General features: G+C 71.3%; 20 protein-coding genes, 2 tRNA genes and 1 pseudogene. 10 read left to right on the top strand and 13 right to left on the bottom strand.

Features of this window, described 5'->3' with window-relative positions:
- Positions 1 to 214: 214 nt before the first annotated feature.
- Together ACIBUY_RS10670 and ACIBUY_RS10665 are read right to left on the bottom strand one after the other, a co-directional pair.
- A pseudogene (locus ACIBUY_RS10670) lies at positions 215 to 618 on the bottom strand (FadR/GntR family transcriptional regulator); the annotation flags it as partial.
- Positions 619 to 969: 351 nt separating this feature from the next.
- Positions 970 to 1043, bottom strand: a tRNA-Lys gene (locus tag ACIBUY_RS10665).
- Positions 1044 to 1250: 207 nt separating this feature from the next.
- Here ACIBUY_RS10665 and ACIBUY_RS10660 point away from each other — a divergent pair.
- The 5 genes from ACIBUY_RS10660 to ACIBUY_RS10640 all read left to right on the top strand — a co-directional run bounded on the left by ACIBUY_RS10660 (position 1251) and on the right by ACIBUY_RS10640 (position 7222).
- Positions 1251 to 2540 carry a peptidoglycan-binding protein gene (locus ACIBUY_RS10660; protein ID WP_399152370.1) on the top strand — a complete coding sequence of 430 codons (1290 nt, stop codon included), beginning with the start codon at positions 1251 to 1253 and terminating at the stop codon, positions 2538 to 2540.
- Positions 2541 to 2625: 85 nt separating this feature from the next.
- Positions 2626 to 3882 carry an SPFH domain-containing protein gene (locus ACIBUY_RS10655; RefSeq protein ID WP_399152369.1) on the top strand — a complete coding sequence of 419 codons (1257 nt, stop codon included), beginning with the start codon at positions 2626 to 2628 and terminating at the stop codon, positions 3880 to 3882.
- Between the two features lie 196 nt (positions 3883 to 4078).
- Positions 4079 to 4699, top strand: a complete 621-nt coding sequence (locus ACIBUY_RS10650; RefSeq protein WP_365563638.1) for a lytic polysaccharide monooxygenase — start codon at positions 4079 to 4081, stop codon at positions 4697 to 4699.
- Positions 4700 to 4828: 129 nt separating this feature from the next.
- A complete protein-coding gene (locus ACIBUY_RS10645; protein WP_399152368.1) occupies positions 4829 to 5368 on the top strand; it encodes a DUF3592 domain-containing protein in 540 nt (179 codons plus the stop codon).
- Between the two features lie 153 nt (positions 5369 to 5521).
- On the top strand, positions 5522 to 7222 hold the full coding sequence (locus ACIBUY_RS10640) for an AMP-binding protein (RefSeq protein ID WP_399152367.1): 1701 nt from the start codon (positions 5522 to 5524) through the stop codon (positions 7220 to 7222).
- A 129-nt stretch (positions 7223 to 7351) separates the two neighbouring features.
- Here the strand turns inward: ACIBUY_RS10640 and ACIBUY_RS10635 are convergent.
- The 6 genes from ACIBUY_RS10635 to ehuB all read right to left on the bottom strand — a co-directional run bounded on the left by ACIBUY_RS10635 (position 7352) and on the right by ehuB (position 11558).
- Positions 7352 to 7425 (bottom strand) — tRNA-Lys (locus tag ACIBUY_RS10635).
- Positions 7426 to 7499: 74 nt separating this feature from the next.
- On the bottom strand, positions 7500 to 8270 hold the full coding sequence (locus ACIBUY_RS10630) for an IclR family transcriptional regulator C-terminal domain-containing protein (protein ID WP_365563646.1): 771 nt from the start codon (positions 8268 to 8270) through the stop codon (positions 7500 to 7502).
- Positions 8271 to 8442: 172 nt separating this feature from the next.
- On the bottom strand, positions 8443 to 9258 hold the full coding sequence (ehuA, locus tag ACIBUY_RS10625; RefSeq protein ID WP_399152366.1) for an ectoine/hydroxyectoine ABC transporter ATP-binding protein EhuA: 816 nt from the start codon (positions 9256 to 9258) through the stop codon (positions 8443 to 8445).
- Positions 9248 to 9925, bottom strand: a complete 678-nt coding sequence (gene ehuD, locus ACIBUY_RS10620; protein ID WP_365563651.1) for an ectoine/hydroxyectoine ABC transporter permease subunit EhuD — start codon at positions 9923 to 9925, stop codon at positions 9248 to 9250. The genes ehuA and ehuD overlap by 11 nt, the downstream gene beginning before the upstream one ends.
- Positions 9922 to 10653: an ectoine/hydroxyectoine ABC transporter permease subunit EhuC gene (ehuC, locus tag ACIBUY_RS10615; RefSeq protein WP_365563654.1), complete on the bottom strand. Its 732-nt coding sequence runs from the start codon at positions 10651 to 10653 to the stop codon at positions 9922 to 9924. Before ehuC ends, ehuD begins: the two co-directional genes overlap by 4 nt.
- A complete protein-coding gene (ehuB, locus tag ACIBUY_RS10610; protein ID WP_365563657.1) occupies positions 10650 to 11558 on the bottom strand; it encodes an ectoine/hydroxyectoine ABC transporter substrate-binding protein EhuB in 909 nt (302 codons plus the stop codon). The genes ehuC and ehuB overlap by 4 nt, the downstream gene beginning before the upstream one ends.
- Positions 11559 to 11667: 109 nt before the next feature.
- Here ehuB and ACIBUY_RS10605 point away from each other — a divergent pair, with 109 nt between their 5' ends.
- Positions 11668 to 12177 (top strand): DUF3830 family protein, encoded by a 510-nt coding sequence (locus ACIBUY_RS10605; RefSeq protein ID WP_365563660.1) that lies wholly within the window; start codon positions 11668 to 11670, stop codon positions 12175 to 12177.
- Between the two features lie 19 nt (positions 12178 to 12196).
- On the opposite strand, the gene ACIBUY_RS10600 is transcribed toward ACIBUY_RS10605, so the two are convergent.
- The gene (locus ACIBUY_RS10600; RefSeq protein WP_399152365.1) at positions 12197 to 13603 is read right to left on the bottom strand and encodes an amidase; all 1407 of its coding nucleotides are present in this window, start codon (positions 13601 to 13603) and stop codon (positions 12197 to 12199) included.
- A gap of 75 nt (positions 13604 to 13678) precedes the next feature.
- Positions 13679 to 14689, bottom strand: coding sequence for a D-2-hydroxyacid dehydrogenase (locus ACIBUY_RS10595; RefSeq protein ID WP_365563665.1), 1011 nt, complete (start codon positions 14687 to 14689; stop codon positions 13679 to 13681).
- Positions 14690 to 14879: 190 nt separating this feature from the next.
- Here ACIBUY_RS10595 and ACIBUY_RS10590 point away from each other — a divergent pair, with 190 nt between their 5' ends.
- The 3 genes from ACIBUY_RS10590 (at position 14880) to ACIBUY_RS10580 (ending at position 17628) form a co-directional block, all read left to right on the top strand.
- Positions 14880 to 15677 (top strand): aspartate/glutamate racemase family protein, encoded by a 798-nt coding sequence (locus tag ACIBUY_RS10590; protein ID WP_365563668.1) that lies wholly within the window; start codon positions 14880 to 14882, stop codon positions 15675 to 15677.
- Positions 15678 to 15679: 2 nt separating this feature from the next.
- Entirely contained in the window at positions 15680 to 16411 is a 732-nt protein-coding gene (locus ACIBUY_RS10585; protein WP_365563670.1) for a decarboxylase, read from the top strand.
- Positions 16412 to 16503: 92 nt separating this feature from the next.
- The gene (locus ACIBUY_RS10580; RefSeq protein ID WP_365563672.1) at positions 16504 to 17628 is read left to right on the top strand and encodes an LLM class flavin-dependent oxidoreductase; all 1125 of its coding nucleotides are present in this window, start codon (positions 16504 to 16506) and stop codon (positions 17626 to 17628) included.
- An 89-nt stretch (positions 17629 to 17717) separates the two neighbouring features.
- Here ACIBUY_RS10580 and ACIBUY_RS10575 read toward each other — a convergent pair whose 3' ends face one another.
- Together ACIBUY_RS10575 and ACIBUY_RS10570 are read right to left on the bottom strand one after the other, a co-directional pair.
- On the bottom strand, positions 17718 to 19085 hold the full coding sequence (locus ACIBUY_RS10575; protein ID WP_399152364.1) for an MFS transporter: 1368 nt from the start codon (positions 19083 to 19085) through the stop codon (positions 17718 to 17720).
- 77 nt (positions 19086 to 19162) lie between these two features.
- On the bottom strand, positions 19163 to 19621 hold the full coding sequence (locus tag ACIBUY_RS10570; RefSeq protein ID WP_365563678.1) for a nuclear transport factor 2 family protein: 459 nt from the start codon (positions 19619 to 19621) through the stop codon (positions 19163 to 19165).
- Positions 19622 to 19705: 84 nt separating this feature from the next.
- Here ACIBUY_RS10570 and ACIBUY_RS10565 point away from each other — a divergent pair, with 84 nt between their 5' ends.
- Positions 19706 to 20596: a LysR family transcriptional regulator gene (locus ACIBUY_RS10565; protein WP_365563680.1), complete on the top strand. Its 891-nt coding sequence runs from the start codon at positions 19706 to 19708 to the stop codon at positions 20594 to 20596.
- Between the two features lie 41 nt (positions 20597 to 20637).
- Here the strand turns inward: ACIBUY_RS10565 and ACIBUY_RS10560 are convergent, their stop codons facing one another.
- Positions 20638 to 22302 carry a putative bifunctional diguanylate cyclase/phosphodiesterase gene (locus ACIBUY_RS10560; RefSeq protein ID WP_399152528.1) on the bottom strand — a complete coding sequence of 555 codons (1665 nt, stop codon included), beginning with the start codon at positions 22300 to 22302 and terminating at the stop codon, positions 20638 to 20640.
- Between the last annotated feature and the right edge of the window lie 282 nt (positions 22303 to 22584).

The following is a 22584-nucleotide window of genomic DNA, read 5'->3' as shown; positions in this document are numbered from 1 at the left end:
GCCCCCCTCGGCATCGCTTCATGAACGGGGCCCCCATCCCCGCGCCCTCGGCAACCGGATTGTGCCGTATTCCCCACCGTGCGGCCCCGTGCGCGGTCAGCGTGCTGGCGGCAACTGCCGCGCACCGTAAGCCACTTTGGAGCCAAAGGCTCCAGGATAGGGTGCTGCGCCCCGCCTCATGATCGCAAGGGCGATACGCAGTGAAACACGGTGTTTACCGGCCTTGCTGTGGGGTTGCTGTCAATCGGTGCCGAATGTTTCCGAAGTGATCACGTATCGCCCGCTCCGCCCGGATCGCATCGCCGGAGCGCACCGCGCCGAGGATCTCCCGGTGCTGACGGCACGTCATGACCTCGCCGAGCAACGGGTTGCCGAGGCCGCGGCAGAGCGTGGCGTGAAACGGCGGTCGGCGGCGGCACTGACGATCCCCTCCGGGGAGGCGGCCTCCTTCTCCATCTGCCCTACCAGTGCCTCGATTTCGGCCAGATCGGCCTCCGGCACCCGGCCCGCGAGCCGCGCCGCGAGCCCGGTCTCCACGGCCTCGCGCGGCTCGACCAGCTGTAGCAGGTTGTCCTCGCCGCGGTAGTGCGCCGCGACGGTCCTGAAGGCGAGCTCCTCGGAAGCCGCCGCTCGACGATCAGCTTCTTGAGGTGCTCCTGGAGGTCGCGGGTCATCGAACAGCCGTATCCGTCCCGGCCGGGCCGGATGCCCCGTTGGGGGTGTGGGTGGCGGAGCCCCCGCAACGCGCGGCGAAGCCGCGCAGAAACAACGGTGGCGGGACGGTTCGCGCTTTCCGCGAACACATCCCGCCACCGACAACGTGCGCCGCCAGGGACTCGAACCCCGGACCCGCTGATGCTGCATCTCCCGGGGGGCGACCCCCGGACCCCCAGCCGTTTTTCGGCGTCCTGTGACGGCGGGATGCAACGGCAAAGGCCCCCCGCTTTCACGGAGGGCCTTGCTTGTCTGTGCGCCGCCAGGGACTCGAACCCCGGACCCGCTGATTAAGAGTCAGCTGCTCTAACCAACTGAGCTAGCGGCGCCTGCTGACCTGCGTAACTTTACCTGAACTCCGGGGGTGCTCCCGACCAACCTGGCCACTCGACGCGCCGTAGACTTGGGCGATATCTCCCGATTTCCATCATTCGGACCGTCAACATGCGATTTGCGTAGACAGTTGAGACGCTTCCTGCGTGCGAAGACGAGGCTCATTGGTTCAACGGCCGGTATCGGAGTGTGAGGGGAATCGCATGGAGGCTCCGGGTTTCGAGGAGATCGTTCCGGCGGGCGACTGCGGGTGCGCGGGCTGCGTGCGGTGGCGGCGCAGCACACCGCACCAGGCGCGCCCCCGGCTCGGCGCGCGGCACGCGCTGGCCGTCGCCGCCGCGGCGGGCACCGTGATCGGCGGTCTCCAGCTGACCCCGGCGGCCGCGGCCGAGCACCACGAGGCGAGACCCGGGGACCCGGCGCCGGGGGGCGAGGACCCGACCCCGCAGGGCGGCACCAGCCCGCTGCACGGGGCGCCCGGCGTCGCGGCCGGCTCGGTGGACCTGTCGCAGCAGAGCGCCGTGCGCACCACGACCCGGGCGGCGATCATCAACCGCGCCAAGATCTGGGTCGCGGCGAAGGTCCCGTACGACATGGACAAGTACTGGAAGGACGGCTACCGCCAGGACTGCTCCGGCTTCGTCTCCATGGCGTGGGACCTGCCCGGGAACGAGTGGACCGGCTCGCTCGCGACCTACGGGACGCGGATCACGAAGGCGCAGTTGCAGCCCGGCGACATCCTGCTGTTCCACAACCCCGCCGACCCGGAGAAGGGCTCGCACGTCACGATCTTCGGCGGCTGGACCGACTACACGCGCACCTATTACATCGCGTACGAGCAGACGCGCCCCGGCACACGGAAACAGGCCACCCCCTACGCGTACTGGAGCAACTCGAGCCGCTATCTCGCCTACCGCTACAAGGGCGTGAAGGCGGGTTCGACCTCGGGTTCGGACGCGGCCACGACGAAGTATCCGGGGGCCGCGTCCTTCGGGCCAGGTGCGAACAACGCGTACGTCACGCAGCTCGGACGGCTGCTCGTGGAGCGCGGCGGCAAGCGGTTCTACAGCCAGGGTCCCGGCCCGAGGTGGGGCGAGGCGGACCGGCGGGCGACGCAGGCGTTCCAGCGGGCGCAGGGCTGGACCGGCAAGGACGCGGACGGCATGCCGGGGCCGACGACCTGGTCGTACCTGGTGGGCGGGAAGGGGAAGGCGATCCCGGGCGGGGCCGGGGGCGGCGCGGCCGGGTCGAAGGCGCCGGCGTTCCCCGGGACGGCCGCGTTCCGGCCCGGAGCGAACACCGCGGCGGTGACCCAACTCGGCAAGCAACTGACGAAGAAAGGTTTCGGCAAGTACTACGCCCAGGGCCCGGGACCGCGCTGGGGCGAGGCGGACCGGCGGGCGGTCGAGGCGTTCCAGCGGGCCCAGGGCTGGCGGGGCTCGGCGGCCGACGGATACCCGGGCCCCGAGACGTGGCGGCGGCTCTTCTCGTGAGGGGCGCACGCGGCATCCCCGGACCCACCCCCGTACAGAACCCCGTACGGGAATCAGCACAGCACTCATCAGCACGGAGGCGACGATGAGTACGACGGCGGAACAGCCGGAGCGAGCCCTGGGGCGTTTGCCTGAGGGGGTCGAACGCTTCGCGGACGGTGAGCGCGCGGCGGGCGTGCGGACCGAAGAGGGGCGCGCGGGCCGCGACGGCCTGGCGCCGAGTGGTCCCGGAGCTCGCGGTGCGCGGCTCATCCACAACGAGGCGACCACCGAGATCCCCGTGCACCTGCTCTTCCGCGACGACCCGGACCCGGTGCCCGTGCCGGTGCGGCCCGCCGTGGTGGGCACCGGGACCGGCGGCGGCAGGCCCGTACCGCCCAAGCCGCATCTGCGCACGCCGCCGAGGCCGCAGCCGGACGTCGACCCGGATGCGGAGAAGGAGCGGCCGGGGCGGGTACTGCCCGGTGCGGTCGGGGTGTTCGGCGGAGCCGTGGGCGCGGCCGGCGGCGCGGTGTCGCTCGGCTGGGCCGGGGCGCTGCCGCAGATCATGACGGAGGTCGCCGGTCTGCCCGGGTACGAGGGGGTCGGGCTGGGCGTCGCGCAGTGGGCGGCGCTCGCGGGCTCCGGCGCGCTGGCACTGTTCGGGTTCGGCGGGCTCGCGCGCGGGCGGACCGGGCGGGCCTGGGTGCTGACGCTCTTCGGGCGCTACCGCGGGACCGTGCGCAGGACCGGGCTGCTGTGGGTCAACCCGCTGCTGCTGCGCCGCCGGGTCGACGTACGCCTGCGACACTGGCGCAGCGAGCCGATGCACGCGGTCGACGCGAACGGGGTCGCGCTGCGGGTCGTCGTCCTCGTGGTGTGGCGGGTCAAGGACACGGCGCAGGCGACGCTCGGGGTCGAGGACCACGAGGAGTATCTGCGCGAGTGCGTCGAGGCGGACCTCGCCCGGGTGCTGTCGCAGCTGCCGGTCGACGCACCGCCCGCCGGCGCCTCGGGCATCCCCGGCGTGACGGACGCGCCGACGCTGCGCAACGCCGAGGCCGTCGGCGATCTGCTCACCCGCCGGCTCGCCGCCGACGCGGGAGCTGTCGGCATCGAGGTGTACTCGGCGCAGCCGATCCGGATCGAGTACGCGCCGGAGGTGGCGGCCGTGATGCAGCGCCGCCGGATCGCGGCGCTCGACGCGCAGCACCGCGACAGCGTCCTCACCTCCGTCGTGGACTCGGTGGAGGACACGGTGACGCGGCTGACCACGCGGGGTCTGGTCGAGCTCGACGACTACGAGCGCAGGGCGCTGGTGAAGGACCTGACGGTGGCGTTCTACACGGGGAGGGGGGAGTAGGGGCCGCGGTCCTGCGTTCGCGCGCATCTGTGTCGCGCGTTCCTGCGTTTCTGCATTTCTGGTGGAGGGTCACCGGGTGGTCTGCGATTGGTATGGACATGTTCAACTAGCCGCCATACATTGGTTGTTGGTCTAGACCTGGCTCACTGCTGTGCGCACGGCTTCCTGAACTCCCCACACCCCCAGGAGCGGCAGCATGCGGAACACGCGGAAATCAGCGCGACGTACCAAGACCTATGCGGCCCTGCTCGGCCTCGCGACCGCGGGGGCGTTCGCCCTCTCCGCGGGCGGCGCCAGCGGTCACGGCTACACCGATCAACCCATCAGCAGGCAGAAACTCTGTGCCAACGGCACGGTCAGCGGCTGCGGCGGCATCCAGTACGAGCCGCAGAGCGTCGAGGGCCCCAAGGGCTTCCCGGCGGCGGGTCCGGCCGACGGTCAGATCTGTTCGGCGAACCACTCCGAGTTCGGCTCGCTCAACGGAGCGAAGCAGCCGAACGGCTCCGCCTGGCCGACCACCAAGGTGACGGGTGGTCAGAGCTACACGTTCCGCTGGCAGTTCACCGCGCGGCACTCCACCACGGACTTCCGCTACTACGTCACCAAGAACGGCTGGAACGACAGTCAGCCGCTGACCCGCGCCGCCCTGGACACCACCCCGTTCCTCACGGTGCCCTACAGCGGCCAGCCCCCGGCCACCCTCTCGCACTCGGGCACCCTGCCCTCCGGCAAGTCCGGCCACCACGTGATCCTCGCGGTGTGGACGATCGCCGACACGGCCAACGCGTTCTACGCCTGCTCGGACGTCACGTTCTGACGTCAGGTTCGGACGTCACGTTCTGAGCTTGCCTTGAGGCTCTCCCGGACTGTTCGCGGGTAGCTTCCCTGTACGCCGCCCTGATCGCGGGGCGGCGTACAGGGGGAACGCGCGACTCGGGGGAGTGCCATGGAACTGCTTTTCTTTCTCGTGCCGTTGATCATCGCCTGCGGGGCCGTCGGCATGGGGGTCGTGGTGGTGCGGCGCTCCTTGCAGTTGCGCGCCGCGTGGAACAGCGGGCTCACCGCCGAGGCGCGCTGCCTGCGGGCGTACACGCACACGAGCGGCGGCGAGCACCCGACCACGACGCAGCACCACGTCTACGAGTTCACCACGCGCGAGGGCGGTGTGGTGCGCATCGACGAGGAGGGCGGACCCGCAACGACCGTTCAGGGAGACGTGGTTGTGGTGCACTACGCGGCGGACCGGCCCGAGAACGCCACCGCCCATCCGCCCCAGTACGCGGCGAACGTCGTCGGGACGGGGGTGATGCTGGGGTTCCTGGCGCTGGTGGCGGTCTTCTGCGTGGTCTTCATGAACATCGCGTCCGACGCGCCGTCCGACGGGTTCTCCGACATGCCGGGCGGCGAGTACTCGGACGTGCAGGACGGCGACTACTCGGACATGCCGAGCGACGGCTTCTTCGACACGACGACGGACGCGCCCTGATCCCGCCCCCCCTGATCCCGCCCCCTGATCCCGCCCCCTGATCTCGACTCCTGATCCGGACTCCTGATCCCGACTCCTGATCCGGACTCCTGATGTGCGCCGGTCGTCCGTGGGACTCCACATCTGACGGTACGTCAATTATCGTGCGCCGCCATGGGATCCATGACGCGCACCTTCGCGGAACTCGTCCAGGAGCGGTGGGGCGACCACAGGCCCGGGCTCGCGTACGAGGATCAGGTCCTCAGCCATCACCAGGTCGCCGCGGGCGCGGCGGCGCGGGCCGCGCTCCTCGGGGACCTGCTGCCGCGCGGGGGTGCGCCGCACGTCGGGGTGCTGCTCGACAACACCCCTGAGTTTCCCCAGTGGTTGGGGGCGGCCGCACTCGCCGGGGCCGCCGTCGCCGGGATCAATCCGACGCGGCGCGGCGCCGAACTCGCCCGGGACATCACCCACACCGAGTGCAAGGTCCTCGTCACCGAGCGGGCCCATCTGCCGCTGCTCGACGGCCTGAAGCTGCCCGGCGTACGGGTCCTGGTGACCGACACCGGCGCCTACGCCGAACTGCTCGCCGCCTATGAGGGCGCGAAGCCCGACAGCACCGCCGGGGTCGCCCCCGGCACGCACATGCTGCTGTACTTCACCTCCGGGTCGACGGGCGCGCCCAAGGCCGCGATCTGTACGCAGGGCAGGCTCGCCGCGGCCGGGCAGTCCCTGGTCGGCTTCTTCGGCGTACGGCCGGACGACGTGCACTACGTCTGCATGCCGCTCTTCCACGGCAACGCGGTCATCGCCGACTGGGCCCCGGCGATGGCGGCGGGCGCCGGGGTGGCGCTGCGGCGGCGCTTCTCCGCGTCCCAATTCCTGGGCGACGTACGGAAGTTCGGAGCCACGTACTTCACCTATGTGGGGCGGGCCGTGCAGTACCTGCTGGCCACCGAGGAGCGGGCCGACGACCGGGACAATCCGCTGCGGGTCGGGTTCGGCACGGAGGCGGGGGCGGTGGACGCGGCGCGGTTCGAGGAGCGGTTCGGGGTGCGGCTCGTCGAGGGGTACGGGTCGTCCGAGGGCGGTGCCGCCGTGCAGCGGACCGCGGACACCCCGGCGGGGGCGATCGGGCGGGCGCTGCCGGGCGACGACCTGGTGGTCCTGGACGCGGACACGCGGGCCGAGTGTCCCGCGGCGGAGTTCGACGCGGGCGGGCGGCTGCTCAACGGGGCCGAGGCGATAGGGGAGTTGGTGAATCGCGGGCGGTCGCCGTTCGAGGGGTACTGGCGCAACGAGGCGGCGTACGCGGAGCGGGTGCGCGAGGACGGCTGGTACTGGACGGGGGACCTCTTCTACCGGGACGCGGCCGGCTTCCTGTACTTCGCCGGGCGCGGGGACGACAAGGTGCGGGTCGACAGCGAGAACCTCGCCCCCGCCATGATCGAGAACATCCTCGCCCGGTGGCCCGACGCCGCCGCCGTCGCCGTGTACGGGGTGCCCGATCCGGTCTCCGGCGACCAGGTCATGGCGACGCTGGCCCCACGGCCCGGTGTCGCGTTCGATCCGCTCGCGTTCGGTGAGTTCCTGCTGACGCAGGGCGATCTCGGTACGAAGATGGCGCCCCGTTTCGTACGGGTGGTGGACCGGATGCCCGTGACGGCGACGAACAAGGTGCGGCGGGGGGAGCTGCGGCGGGAGGGGTTCTGGAGCGGGGGCGACGTGTGGTGGCGGCCGCGGGGCGAGGCGGTGTACCGGCGCCTGGGGGAGGGGGAACTGGCCGAACTGGAGCGGGAGTTCGCGGAGAAGGGGCGACTGGGGTTGCTCGGCGCGACGCCCGGGGCCGGCCCCGGGGCTGCGTCTGCCGGGTGAGGGCCCGCGTGCCTGTGGTGGCTGGGGGTGTGGGTGGCGGAGCCCCCACGGCGCGCGGCGAAGCCGCGCAGAAACGACGGTGGCGGGACGGTTCGCGCTTTCCGCGAACACATCCCACCACCGACAACGTGCGCCATCAGGGACTCGAACCCCGGACACGCGGATTAAGAGTCCGCTGCTCTAACCAACTGAGCTAATGGCGCCGGTTGACGAGGTAAATATTACCTGGTCCTGAGGGGTGCTCGTGACCACCCCTCCCGGCGCCGGGTGCCGGGCCCTAGATGGCCAGGGAGAGCAGGACCGGGGCCGCGCCCCTGTTCAGCCCGTCCGCGGCCCGGTGGAGGCGGTGTGCGTGCTCCAGCGGGAGCGAGAGCGCCAGGCAGCCGACCGAGGCGCCCGCCGTGATCGGGACCGCCGCGCAGACCGTGCCGACCGCGTATTCCTGGAGGTCGAGGACGGGGACCGTGGCCGGCTGGGCGGCGAGCTTGGACAGGAGGACCTTTTCGTTCGTGATGGTGCGCGAGGTGAGGCGGGCCATCTTGTGGCGGGAGAGGTGGTCGCGCCGCCCGTTCAGGTCGAGCTGGCCGAGCAGGCTCTTGCCGACGGCGCTCGCGTGGGCCGAGACGCGGAAGTCCACCCATTCGTTGACGGGAGGGGTGCCGGGGCCCGCCGCGTACTGCGTGATGTGCACCTCGCCGTCGATGTACCGGCTGATGTAGACCGCCGCGCCCACGGTGTCGCGCAGCTCGTCGAGCGTGAGCTGGAGCTTGGCGGTGAGCGCGGCCTCGCGGCCCTCGGCGGAGCCGAGCCGGGCGAGGGTCTCGCCGGTGACGTACGCGCCGTCGGCGGTCTGCTGGACGTATCCCTCCCGGCGGAGCATGCGAAGGAGCGCCGTCAGCTGGTCGGCGGGCAGGCCTGCGACACGCGCCAGCTCGGTGTCGGTGACCCCGGTGCCGCGGTGGGCGACGGTCTCCAGCACGCGAAGCGCGTACTGCACCGACTGGTGCGGCTGGTACGACGACGCGTCCTGCTCGTGCTTCAGCGCCACGGGATCCCCCTGCATGGAACGGTTCCGGACAGCTGGGCTCCGTCCACGATAGCCGCCAACACACCGATTGGGGGCGGCTGTTGGGGAGATTGGTGGCGCGTCCCGTGCCTCTCAGCAGGAACGCGCCACCGTGGCATATGCCAAAGTCATGCCCCATCGCGTGCGCGGCTGGTCACAGGACCGCGCTCAGGAACTCCCGGGTGCGCTCGTGCTCGGGATCGCTGAAGATCTTCTCCGGCGAACCGGACTCGATGACCCGGCCCGCGTCGAACATCAGCACCTGATCCGAGATGTCCCGGGCGAAATTCATCTCGTGGGTCACGCAGAGCATGGTGATGTCGGTGGTGTGCGCGATGTCGCGCAGGACGTCGAGGACACCGGCCACCAGCTCCGGGTCGAGCGCCGACGTCACCTCGTCGAGGAGCAGCACCTGCGGCCGCATGGCGAGGGCCCGCGCGATGGCGACCCGCTGCTGCTGCCCGCCCGAGAGCTGCGTCGGATACGCGTCGCAGCGGTCGCCGAGCCCCACCATGTCGAGCAGCTCGCGGGCCCGCTGCTCGGCCTCGTCCTTGGACAGGCCGAGCACGGTGACCGGCGCCTCGGTGACGTTGCGCAGCACCTTCATGTTCGGGAAGAGGTTGAACTGCTGGAAGACCATCCCGATGTTCTTGCGGACCTCGCGCACGTGCTTCTCGCCGGCCGGGACCAGCCTGCCGCCCTTGTCCTCGTGCGTGAGGTACTCGCCGCCGACCTTGATCGTGCCCTCGTCGGGCTTGATCAGGGTCATCAGGAGCCGCAGGATCGTCGTCTTGCCGGAGCCGGACGGACCGATCAGCGTGACGTGCTTGCCCGAGGCGACGGAGAAGTCCAGCTGGTCGAGGACGGTGTTGCCGCCGAACCGCTTCACGACCTTGTCGAAGCGGATCAGCTCCTTGCCGTCGACGGCGGGGTTGGGCTGGTCTTTCGAGACGTTCGTGTCAGTGGACAAGGCGGCGCTCCAGGGATCGGAGAAGAAGGGACGCGAGGTAGGAGATGACGATGAAGGCGACACCGACGACCGTGAGGGCCTCCGTGTACTGGAACGTCTTGGCGGCCTCCAGGCGCGAGCGCTGCAGCAGCTCCAGGACGCCGATGCCCGCGAGGAGCGGGGTGTCCTTGAGCATCGCCACGACGTAGTTGCCGAGCGCGGGCACGACGCGGCGGATCGCCTGCGGCAGGATCACGGCCGTCCACGTCTTCCCGTACGGCAGGCTCAGCGCGCGGGCCGCCTCCCACTGGCCGGCGGGCACGGCCTCGATGCCCGCGCGGTAGACCTGCGCGGTGTACGTCGAGTAGTGCAGGCCGATCGCGACGACGCCGGTGGTCAGCGCGGAGAACTGGATGCCGGTCTCCGGCAGCACGAAGTACAGGAAGAACAGCTGGACCAGGAGCGGGGTGTTGCGGATGAACTCCGTGATCAGCCCGACCGGCCAGCGCACGAAGCGGGTCGGCGCGCGGAAGGCGAGTGCCCACACCAGGCCGAGGCTGAAGGAGATGAGGGAGCCGAACAGCAGCACCTTCAGGGTCTCCACGACGCCGTCCCAGAAGTGCGGCATGAAGTCGCTGACGGCGGACCAGTCCCACGTCGAGGTGGCGGCAGCGGCGCTGGTGATCATGAGGCACCTCCGGTGCGGGCCAGGTCACGGGACGCGTCGCGGCGCGTGCCGAACCCCTTGAACAGGCCGGGTTCGGGCTGCTGCCCGATGCCCGCCTTGGCCTTGCGCTCCAGGGCCTTCATGCCGCGGGTCAGGACGAACGCGAGGACGAAGTAGATGACGAGCGAGAGGGAGTAGATCTGCGCGCTCTCCGTCGTCGCGAGCCGCACCAGGTACGCGGCGAACGACACGTCACCGATGCCGAGCAGCGACACCAGGGCCGTGCCCTTGAGCAGCTCGATCAGCAGGTTGCAGAACGGCGGGATCATCTCCGGCACGGCCTGCGGCAGCAGGATCAGCCGCATCCGCTGCCAGGGCGTGAAGCTCAGCGCGACCCCCGCCTCGCGCTGCGCGGGCGTCACCGCGTTCAGGGCGCCGCGCACGATCTCGGCGCCGTACGCACCGTAGGACAGGCCGAGCGCGAGGACGGCCGCCCACATCGGCACGAGCGACCAGCCCGCGAGCTGGGGCAGCACGAAGAAGATCCAGAACATCAGGACCAGGGCGGACGTGCCCCGGAAGATCTCGGTGTAGACGCCGGCGACGAACCGGACGATCCACAGCCGGTGCGTGCGCGCCATGCCCACGCCGAAGGCGACGACGGTCGCCAACGCCGCGCTGTAGACGGTGAGTTGGACGGTTATCCAGATGCCGGGCAGTACCCAGTGTTCCCACAGGCCAGTGGTCATTGTCGGCACAGCTCCTTGGCGGTCAGCGTCGTCATCTCCGCCTTGGTGAAGCCGAACGGCTGGAGGATCCGGAAGAGTTCACCGCTCTTCTTCATCTTGTGGATCTCGACGTTGAAGGCGTCGCGCAGCGTGGTGTCGGTCGGCCGGAACGTGAACCCGCCGCCGTCGATGTGCTTCTTGCCGCCGACCGTCGGCGCGAACGCCTCGGTGGCCTCGGCCTTGCCGCTGCCCTTGGTGACCTCGCGGGTGGTCAGCGCGGTCCCGGCGAAGACGTCGATGCGCCCGGCCTCCACGGCGTTGAGACCGGCCACCTGATCCTGCAGGATCACGATGTCGGACTCCTTGTACCCGGCCTCGACGGCGTACTGGATCTCCGCGTACCCGGTCCCCGTCCCGAACTTCGCCTTGGACTTCACGACATCGGCGTACGTGTGCAGGTTCTTCGGATTGCCCTTGCGGACGATGAACGAGTCCAGCATCTGGTACTCGGGGTCCGCGAAGATGACCTGCTGGCAGCGGTCCTTGTTGATGTACATCCCGGCGGACACCACGTCGAACTGCTGCGTGGTCAGACCGGGGATCAGCGACGCGAAGTCGGTCGCCACCGGCTGGACATGGCCGACACCGAGCCGTTTGAAGATGACCTTGGCGAGTTCCACGGCCTCGCCGGTGAACTCGCCGTTGTCGTCGATGTACCCGTACGGGACCTCGCCCGCGATGCCCAGGCGCACCGTGCCCTGCCCCTTGAGGCGGGCGAGCGTGTCGCCGTCCGGCACGCGGCTGCAGCCCGCCGCTCCCAGGGCGCCGAGCGCGCCGAGCGCACCCGCGGCGGCGAGCAGGGAGCGTCTGCGCAGGGGCGGTTTCTCCGCCGCTTCGTTCCTTCGTATCTCAGTTGGTGGAGCCATGGGCGCGCGGCTACCCGACTCGACTCAACCTATGCCGATCAATTCACACCCCTGACAAGGATGATGCGGTCTTGACCGCATGGGGTGCACGGGGCCAACCATGGAACGCATGGCTGACTCAACGGACCGGTTCATCGAAATCTCCCTGGCCAAGAGGGGAGTTGCGTGCACCGCGCGACTCCTCGACGACCGCGCCCCACTGACCTGCGCGGCGGTCTGGAACGCACTGCCGCTCGTCTCCGACGTCTACCACGCCAAATACGCCCGCAACGAGATCTACGCCCTGTTCCCGGCATTCGCGGAACAGGAGCCACCGCTGGAGAATCCGACGGTGACGCCCATTCCCGGCGACCTCTGCTATTTCTCCTTCAACGGTACGCAGTTGGGGACGCAGTCCTACGGCTACGGAGCCGGCGCCTCCCTCGCGGCCGGCACCCCGGTGATCGACCTGGCCCTCTTCTACGAGCGCAACAACCTTTTGATCAACGGGGACGTGGGATGGGTGCCCGGGATCGTGTGGGGGCAGGTGGTGGAGGGCCTGGAGGAGATGGCCGATGCCTGCCAGGACCTGTGGCGGTCGGGGGCGGTCGGGGAGACCTTGGGGTTCAGCAGGGCCTGAGCCCTGGGGGGGCAGAGGGCTAAGCCACGGCAGGCGGTGCGATCCCCGCGACCCCGGCCTCGTACAGGGCGTGCGCGGCCCGCAGCACCAGATCGTCCCGGTGCCGGGCCCCCACCACCTGCAACCCCACCGGCAGCCCGTCCGCGTCGAGCCCCACGGGGACCGACGCCGCGGGCTGCTGCGTGAGGTTGAAGGGGTAGGTGAAGGGGGTCCAGCCCGTCCAGCGCCTGAGCCCCGAACCCCGCGGCACCTCCACCCCCGCCTCGAACGCCGTGATCGGCAGCGAGGGCGTCACCAGCAGGTCGTACGTCGCGTGGAACAGGCCCATCCGCCGCCCGAGCTCCATCCGGGCGTCGACCGCGGCCAGATAGTCGAGCGCGCTGTACCGGGCGCCCTGCGCGCAGATCTCCCGCAGCCCCGGGTCGAGCAACTCCCGCTGCACCGCCGACAGTTGCTGCGTGACCCGGGCCGCTCCGCTGAACCACAGCACGTGGAACGCCTCGACCGGATCGCTGAAGTCCGGGTCGACCTCCTCGACGTACGCCCCGAGCCCGGCGAGCCGGGACACCGCGTCCCGCACGGCCGCCGCCACCCCGGGCCGCACCGCGACCTGCCCGCCCAGCGACGGCGAGAACGCCACGCGCAGTCCGCGCACCCCGTCGCGCAGCCCGTCCCGGAAGCTGCCGGACACCGGCCCGAGGCCCGACCAGTCCCGGGGGTCGGGCCCGGAGACCACGTCCATCATCAGCGCCGCGTCGGCCGCCGTCCGCGTCAGCGGCCCGACGTGCGCCAGGGTGCCGAACGCCGACGCCGGATACAGCGGGACCCGCCCGTACGTCGGCTTCAGCCCGAAGACCCCGCAGAACGCGGCCGGTATGCGCACCGACCCGCCCCCGTCCGTGCCGAGCGACAGCGGCCCCGCGCCCACCGCAACTGCCGCAGCGCTCCCGCCACTTGAACCGCCGGCCGTGCGTGAAGGGTCGTACGGATTGCGCGTCACACCCGACAGCGGCGAGTCGGTGACGCCCTTCCAGCCGAACTCGGGCGTCGTGGTCCGCCCGACGAACACCGCGCCGTGCTCCCGCAGCCGCGCGACGGAGGGCGCGTCCTCGGCCCAACTCCCGTCCTCCCGAACGGTCTTGGAGCCCCGCAGATTCGGCATCCCGCGCTGCAGCAGGATGTCCTTCACCGTCACCGGCACCCCGTCGACCAGACCCTGCGGCTCACCGCGCCGCCATCGCTCCGTACTCGCCTCGGCCGCGGCGAGCGCTCCCGCCGCGTCGAGCCGCACGAACGCGTTCAGCGCGGGCTCGGTCTCCTCGATCCTGGCGAACACCGCCCGCACCGCGTCGACCGGGCTGAACTCGCCCTTGCGATAGCCGTCCAGAAGTTCCTGCGCGGTCAGTCCGGTGAGCTCGGTCGGCATCAGCCCTCCACACCCCAGCTACGACGGTCAGTGGCGATCAGAGTGATCGGTGGCGATCAGAGTGATCAACGGCGTTCAGTTGCCCGGCACATACCCACGTTTCTTGTCGACTACATTCACCAGCGCCTGCCCGTTCTCCCAGCGCTCGTACAACTCGACGAACTGGCGGCCCAGTTCGTCCCGCCAGCCCACCGTGTCCCCGCTCATGTGCGGCGAGACGATCAGGCCGGGCGCCGTCCACAGCGGGCTGTCGGCGGGCAGCGGCTCGTGCTCGAAGACGTCGAGCGCGGCCCCCGCGATCCACCGCTTCTCCAACGCCGCCACCAGGTCGTCCTCCACGACCAGCTGCCCTCGCCCTACGTTGATGAAGCGCGCGGAGGGCTGCATCACGCCGAACCGGCGCGCGTCGAACATGCCGCGCGTGTCCTCGGTCAGCGGCGCCGCGCACACCGCCCAGTCGGCGCGCGCGAGCAGCCGGTCGAGCTCGGCGCTCCCGTGGATCCCGGCCCGCGCCTTGCGCCCGACCAGCGCCGTGATGATCCCCAGTGCCTTGAGCTGCTTGGCGATCGCGTGCCCGATGGGGCCCGAGCCGATGATGCAGGCCCGCGTCCCCGTGATCCGCTGCGACTCGCGGTGGCGCCACTCGCGGGCCCCCTGCAGGGCGAGCGTGCGCGGCAGGTCCTTGCCCATCGCGAGGACGAGCGCCGCCACATACTCGGCGATGGGCCGGTCGAAGACGCCTCGCGCATTGGTCAACACCGCGTCGGAGTCGACGAGTTCGGGGAACATCAGCCGGTCCACGCCCGCGCTCGCCGTGTGCACCCAGCGCGGCCGCGCCGCGGGAGCGGCCTTCGGCCATGCCTCGCGTACGGCGTCCGACAGGAAGTCCCACACCAACAGCACGTCCGCCTCGGGCAGTTGGGCCCGCAACGCGTCGGCGTCCGCCGCGTGCAGCACCCGGGCCCGCCCGGTGAGAGAGCCGAGCCGGGGCGCCGGAGCCGGGGGAGCGGCGCCCAGGACCAGAACGGTCGGCACAGCCGGAACGGCGGGAACGGTCGGCACGGCCGGGACATCACTTCGCAACATGGCTCCGCTCGTCTGGAAACCTTCGGGTGACATGCTCTGACATGCGCGGATTGACCACGCTGGCACCTGAACCTACCTTCGTCAACAGGGGTACTCCGCAAGCACGTTCCCCGTCTCGCCAATTCCCTTCGTTCCCTTCCGTTCCATTCCGCTCCACGCCCCTCCACTCCGCCGTACTTGGGCAGGCTCTATGGACGTCTCTTTCCTGGGGGGACCGCAGCCGCAGCGCGGCGTCGGTGTCGTCGCACCCTTCGATTTCGCCCTCGACCGCGAGCTGTGGCGCTGGGTGCCCGACGAGATCTCCCTCCACCTCACCCGCACCCCGTTCGTCCCGGTCGAGGTCAGCCTCGACCTGGCGCGCCTCGTCAGCGAGCACGAGACGCTGGGCGAGGCGGTACGGGCACTCGGCGCCGCCGAGCCGGAAGTCCTCGCGTACGCCTGTACGTCGGGCAGTTTCGTCGGCGGTGTCGCGGGCGAACGCGCGATGTGCGAGGCGATGCGCAGGGCCGGCGAGCTTCCTTCCCTGACCACGTCCGGCGCGCTCCTCGAGGCCCTGGACGAACTCGGCGCCCGCCGCGTCGCCCTCGTCACGCCCTACACCCGCTCGGTGACCGAGTCCCTGGAGGACTACCTCGCCGAGGCGGGCATCACCGTCACCGGATGCGCGTACCTCGGCCTGACCCGGCACATCTGGAAGGTGCCGTACCGGGACGTCGCGGCGATGGCGCGCGACGCGGCAGGCGGGGCGGCCGACGCCCTGTTCATCAGCTGCACGAACCTGCCCACGTACGACGTCATCCCGCAGCTCGAGGCCGAACTGCGGATGCCGGTGATCTCGGCCAACCAGGTCACGATGTGGGCAGCCCTGCGCCGACTGGGTACGCGAGCCGTGGGCCCCTACCAGGCGCTGCTCGATCCGGAGGCGCGGCGCCAGTGGCCCGGACAGGGCCTTCCGGAACTTCCGGAGGGCCAGGAAGGGTGGGCATAGACATGACCGCGCTGGGATTTCTCTACCCGGGACACTCCGCCGAGGACGACTACCCGCGCATCGAGATGCTGCTCGACAGCGACGTACGGCTGCCCGTCGTGCACACCGACATCGGCGAGGACGCGCACCGCGTGGACGCGCTCCTGGAGATGGGCTCCCCCGAGCGCCTCGCGGCCGGCGTCGAGGAACTGCGCCTGTCCGGCGCGGAGGCGGTGGTCTGGGCCTGCACCTCGGCCAGCTTCGTCTTCGGCTGGGACGGCGCCCACGACCAGGTCAGGGCCCTGGCCCGCGCCGCCGGCCTGCCCGCCTCCAGCACGTCCTTCGCCTTCGCGCACGCACTGCGCGAACTCGGCGTGAGCCGGGCCGCCGTCGCGGCGACGTACCCCGAGGACGTAGCCGCCCACTTCGCCACGTTCCTGAAGGCGTCCGGCGCCGAGGTCCTCTCGGTCCGCGGCAGCGGGATCATCACGGCCGCGGAGGTCGGCACCTGGGGCTGGGACGAGGTCCTGGCGATGGCCCGGGCGGGCGACCACCCGGAGGCGGAGGCGATCCTCCTCCCGGACACGGCCCTGCACACGGCGGCGTACGTCCGTGACCTGGAACGCGAACTGGGCAAGCCGGTCCTCACGGCGAACCAGGTCACGGTCTGGGAGGCCCTGCGCCTGGTGAACCGCAAACTGAACGCCCCGGCCCTGGGCACCCTGTTCACGAAGGAACCCTTGGTCCAGGCGTAGCCGCCCCGGGGGGCTGGGGAATGAACGGGGGAATAAACCGGAGCCAGCCTCCGTTACCCCCGGGTAAGCAAACCCCGCCCCCAGGAGGAACCGTGCCGGCCACCCAAGACGAGAGCCGCGACGACATCAAGGGCTCCGCCCACGGCACCGCACCGACCCCCCTGTCCGTCCTGGACCTGGTCACCGTGGGAGCGGGCCGCACCGCCACCCAGGCCCTGCGCACCAGCGTCGACATCGCCCGCATGGCCGAGCGCCGCGGCTTCCACCGCTACTGGGTCGCCGAACACCACTCGATGCCCGGCGTCGCCTCCAGCAGCCCCGCCGTGATCCTGGCCCACCTGGCCGCCCACACGGACCGCATCCGCCTGGGCTCCGGCGGCGTCATGCTCCCCAACCACGCCCCGCTCGTCATCGCGGAGCAGTTCGGCACGCTCGAGGCGATGGCCCCGGGCCGCATCGACCTCGGGCTCGGCCGCGCCCCCGGCACCGACGGCGCCACGGCCGCGGCCCTGCGCCGCACGGACCACCTCAACGAAGGCGGCAGTGGCGTCGATGAATTCCCGCAGCAGCTCGCCGAACTGACCCGCTTCCTCGACGACGACTTCCCCGACGGCCACCCGTACGCCCGGATCCACGCCGTCCCCGGCCCGGTCCAGTCCGCGTCTGGGGCCCCCGGCGGCGTCCAGGACCCGCACCGCCCGCCGATCTGGCTGCTCGGCTCGTCCGGCTTCAGCGCCCGCCTGGCCGGGGTCCTCGGCCTCCCGTTCGCGTTCGCCCACCACTTCTCGGCGCAGAACACGATCCCGGCGCTCGACCTGTACCGCGAGTCCTTCCAGCCCTCGGACGTCCTCTCCGCCCCCTACGCCCTCATCGGCGTCTCCGCCCTCGCCACCGACGACGACGGCACCGAGGCCCGCCGCCAGGTGATGGCCGCCGCCCTCAACATGGTGCGCCTGCGCACCGGCCGCCCCGGCCTGGTCCCGACGCCGGAGGAGGCGGAGGCGCACCAGTTCAGCGAGATGGAGCGGGACTTCATCCGCTCCTGGAACTCGAACGTCATCCACGGCACCGCCGACGAGGTCCGCTCGGGACTCGACGACCTCCAAAAGCGCACGGGCGCCGACGAGTTGATGCTCACGGCCAACGCCCACAGCGGCGAGGTCCGGCTGCGCAGCTACGAACTCATCGCCGACGCCTACGGGTTGCCGCAGGCCTGACGCGCGTACCCGCGGACCTGATTACGTACGTGAAGGCGCCGCCCCTCGGGATCGAGGGGCGGCGCCTTCACGTACGTACGACGACAGCCTCACCGGCGGCGCAGCAGGAGCGCCGCCACCGGCACCCCGGCCGCCGCGATCAGCCCGGCCGCGAGGAACGCGTGGTGCATCCCGCCCAGCGCGGACCCGCCGGTCGAGGACGCGATCGCGGCGAGCACGGCCGTCCCGATCGCCCCGACGTACAGCGGCATCTGCGCGAGCGACCCGCCCACTCCCTGCTCCTCGGCGCTCAGCCCCGACGTGATCGTGGCCACGAACGCCACCACGCTCAGCACGTGCCCGAATCCCATGGCGCCCGAAGTCACGAGCAGCAGAACGAGGTTGGCGTGGCCCGGCAGCAGGAACATCGCGCCGGTCCCGGCCGCCTGCACCGCGAGCCCGACGGCCAGCGCACCCGCCGTGCCGCGCCGCGCGATGATCCGCGAGGCGAGGAAGCCCGCCACGAACGCGGCCCCGCCCTCGCCCAGGAACCCGAACCCGGTCTCCAGCGGCGACCAGCCGAGCACGTCCTGCATGTACAGGGTCAGGATCAGCGTGGCCCCGCCGCCCATCCCGTACGTGACCATCCCGACCAGGAACGACCACTTGACCGTACGCCGCTTCAGCAGGCCCAGCGGAACCAGCGGCGCCGGGTGGCGGGCCTCGACGAGGAAGAACCCGGCGAGCGCGACCACGGCCACCAGCAGCGAACCCACGGTCGGCAGGCTGCCCCAACCGGCCTGCGCACCGGTGGAGATGGCGTACACCAGGGCGAAGAGCCCGGCCCCCGACAAGGCGGCACCCGGCACGTCGAGCCTGCTCGCCCGCCGTACGTCACCCTGCTTCGGCAGCACGGTCAGCGCCCCGGTCAGCACGACCGAACCCAGCGCCACGAGCAGCGCCATCGTCCAACGCCAGTTCAGGCCGCTGGTGATGACCCCGCCGCCGATCGTGCCCACGACGAACCCGAGCGAGAGCAGCGCGCCGTTCACGGCCAACGCCCTTGTGCGCTGCGGCCCTTCGGGAAAGGCCGCCGTCATCAGCGCGATCGCGGTCGGCGCGATCATCGCCGCGGCGACGCCCTGACCGGCCCGCGCGGCGATCAGCATGCCGGGCGAGACGGCAGCGGCCGCGACCAGCGACAGCGCGGTGAACAGGAACGTACCGGTGACGAACAGGCGCCGCCTGCCCAGCAGATCGGAGAGCCGGCCGAACAGCGGCAGCAGCCCGGCCGTCGGCAACAAGCACGCGGTCGCGACCCACTGCAGCCCACTGGCCGAACCGAAACCGAGATCACGCCCGATCTCCGGCAGCGCCACCATCACGATCGAGTAGTCGAGACCGGTCATGAACGTGGCCCCGGCGAGCGTGACGAGAATCAGCCAGGCCCGCAGCCCGAACCCCTCTGATTCCTTCAATTCATCTGTTTTAGGGGCAAGTTGGCTGCCGACAGGTACACGGGTGTCCAGGGAAGAACTCACGGGATGTCCTCGAATCAGCTGAAGTGACGGGTGAAGAAGACGTCTGCCTGTGCCTGGTCGGCCGGCTGCTTGCGGATCTCGGTGATCCGCTCGGCGCCGCCGTCCCCGAGGGCCTCGACACGGAAGAAGAGCACCCACAGGGTGTCGAGCGTCCCGTCGGCGGACCGGCAGTGGTGCACCTCGGTCACGTACGGGTCGGCGTGGTGGCGGAAGAGGACGTCGTTGCGGAACTCGGCCTCGCCGAGCCGCTCGAAGTACGCGGCGATCTGGTCGGCGCCGTGCCGGGTACCGGCCAGCGGGTGGTCACCGGCGACGTGCCAGACGGCGTCGGGGGAGAGGATCTCGGTGCGCAGCGCGTGCAGGTTGCCGGTCGCGTAGGCGGAGTAGAAACGGTCGACGATCCCGGGACCGGAGCCGGAGCCGGAGCCGGAACCGGAGCCGGGATCGGGACCGTTCGGTAAGTCTTTCCTCATGCGGAGAGCTTCCCGCCGTGATCCCGGGGCGGTCCAATACACACATCCATAACCGCACGGCATGCATGGACCTAGCCTGTCGGCATGGACATCGACACCCGGCTCCTGCGCTACTTCACGGCCGTGGCCGAGGAGGGCCACCTCACGCGCGCCGCCGAGCGCCTCTACATCTCCCAGCCCGCACTGACCAAGCAGATCAAGCAGCTCGAGAACCTGCTCGGGGTCGACCTCTTCACCCGCTCCCGCGCGGGCATGGCGCTGACCGACGCGGGCCGGGCCCTCGCCGAGCGCACGCCCGCCGTGGTCGACGCGTGGGACGCGGCGCTGCGCGAGACCCGGGGCGCGGCGAGCCGCGCGGCCCGCGTGCTGCGCGTCGGCTTCGTGGCGAGCGCCGCGAACGAACTGACCCAGCGGATCGTCGCCGAGTTCGCGCGCCGTCGCCCCGGCTGGAAGGTCGAACTGACACAGACCGCGTGGGACGACCCGACGGCGGGCCTGGCGAGCGGCGCCGCCGACGCGGCGTTCATCCGCCTCCCGGTCCCCGGGCAGGACGCCTTCCACCTGGAGGTCCTGATCACCGAACCCCGCTGGGTGGGCCTGCCGTTGCACCACCGCCTCGCCGACCGCGACGTCGTCGACTTCACCGACCTCCTCGACGAGCCGTACGTCGCGGCCCCCGCCGGGACCGGCCGCTGGCGCGACTACTGGCTCGCCCTCGACGAGCGCGCGGGACACCCCGTCACCATCGGCGCCACGGCCCACAACCCCGACGAGTGGCTTACCGCCATCGCCCACGGCCACGGCATCTCCCTCACCCCCGAGGCGACGGCCCGCTTCTACCAGCGCCCCGACGTGGTCTACCGCCCGGTGCGCGGCGTGAGCGAGAGCGAGGTCGCGGTGGCGTGGGCGCCTCAACCGTCCGATGCGGTACGGGACTTCGTGGCGGCGTGCAGGTCCAGCCTGCCCGGCGTTTGAGGGCGAGTCCGAAGGACGATCGAGCGGACGCAGTCCGCTGTCTACCCACCGGCCATCAGCCGTCCGATGCGCTCGGCCCCCACCGGCCGCGAGTACAACCACCCCTGCCCGGTGTCGCACCCGATCGCCCGCAACCGCTCCGCCTGCTCCGCCGTCTCCACACACTCCGCGGTCACGGTCAGCCCCAGCCGGTGGGCGAGCCGGACCAGCGCCTCCACGATCACCGCGTCAGCGGGATCCGCGGGGGTGGCCCCACCGTCCTGGAACCCGCGCACGAACGAACCGTCCAACTTCAGTACGGACACGGGCAGTCGGCTCAGATACGCCAGGTTCGAGTACCCCGTACCGAAGTCGTCGATGGCGATCCGCACCCCCATGTCGCTGAGCGCCTGAAGCGCCTGCAACGGCCGCCCGGCCGACCCCATCACGGCGGACTCGGTCAGCTCCAACTGCAAGAGGTCGGGGGCGAGTCGGGTCTCCTCCAGGATCTGTGCGACATCGGCGACGAGATCCGAGTCCCACACCTGTCGCACGGCCACGTTGACGCTGACGAACACCGGCGCCGCCCCGGGGTGCGCCAGCTGCCACGCCCGCGCCTGCCGGCAGGCGGTCCGCAGCACCCAGCGCCCCAACTGCACGATGGAGCCGTCCTCTTCGGCCAGTCCGATGAACCGATTCGGCGTCAGCAGGCCGAGCTGCGGGTGCCGCCAGCGCACCAGCGCCTCGACGCCGCACAGGCCCGCGTCGTCCATCCGTACGAGCGGCTGGTACTCGAGGACGAACTCGCCCCGCTCGACGGCGGGCCGTAGCCCGGACGACAGGGCCTGCCGGGTCATCCGGTGCGCGTTGCGCTCGGGGTCGAACAGGGTCCAGCGCGCCTTGCCGTCTGCCTTCGCCCAGTACAGCGTGGTGTCGGCGGCCTGCATCAGACCGGTGGTCGTCGTCCCGGTCACCTGCCGCTCGACGACCCCGATCGACGCGGAGACCGACAGCCGCTGCCCGGACAGGTCGAACGGCTCCTGCACCGCCTTGAGCACCGCCGCCGCGAGATCCGCCACCTGCTCGGTCCCGGTGGAGTCCTCGACGAGCAGCGCGAACTCGTCGCCGCCGAGCCGCGCCACCAGCGGCGCCCCGGTGGGGTGCCGGGCCAGGTCCGCGCAGTGCGTGAGCCGCTCGGCGACGGCGGCGAGCAGCCGGTCCCCGATGTGGTGGCCCAGGGTGTCGTTGACCGCTTTGAACCCGTCCAGGTCGAGATAGCACAGGCCGATCCGCCCGGTCGCGCCCGTCCCCTCGTACGCACCGGCTTCCAGGGCCGCGGTGACCCGCTCGAAGAACAGGGCGCGATTGGGCAGCCGGGTCACCGGGTCGTGCATCTGCAAGTGCCGCAGCCTGGCCTGCAGTTCGCGGTGGGCGCTGATGTCGTTGAGCGAGACGAGCACGACGTCGGCACCCGGCACGGGCGACACCGTGATCCGCACCCACACGGAGTGCCCGACCGCGTGCTTGAGGCGCCGCGTGCGGCCGAGCCGCGCCTGCCGCCCGCGCAGCACCTCGCGGTACGCGTCCCAGGTGCGCGGGTCGGAGGAGAGGTCGAGCAGCTCGGCGGCGACCTGCCCGACGAGGGGCTGTGCGCCCTCGCCGCACAGCAGCGCGAGCGCGGCCGCGTTGGCGCCGACGACCAGGCCGCCGCGGTCGACCAGCAGCATCGGCGAGGGTGCGGCCAGGAACGCTGCCCCGGCCTGTGCCCCGAACCCCTGCGCCTGGCCACTCTCCGTGAGGATCGCGGGGCGCGGGCCGGGTGGGGAGGCCTCGGTCGCGGTTGTGGGCCCTTCGGGCTGTGCGCTCACCGCTCGCTCCCGCAGTGCGAAGAAGAAACGTCTGGTTGCGTGGTCTGGTGCAGCCGGGTCCCGGCAGGAAAGTGTGCCGATCATAGAGGCAGGTCGGACGGCCCTTCCAGCCTTGACGACGGTGGTATGCCGTTCCGGACG

The sequence above is a fragment of the Streptomyces sp. NPDC050085 genome (assembly GCF_044460595.1).
Classification (GTDB): domain Bacteria; phylum Actinomycetota; class Actinomycetes; order Streptomycetales; family Streptomycetaceae; genus Streptomyces.
Note: the sequence above shows the minus strand (reverse complement) of the source record. Positions and strands in the feature narration are given on the sequence as shown.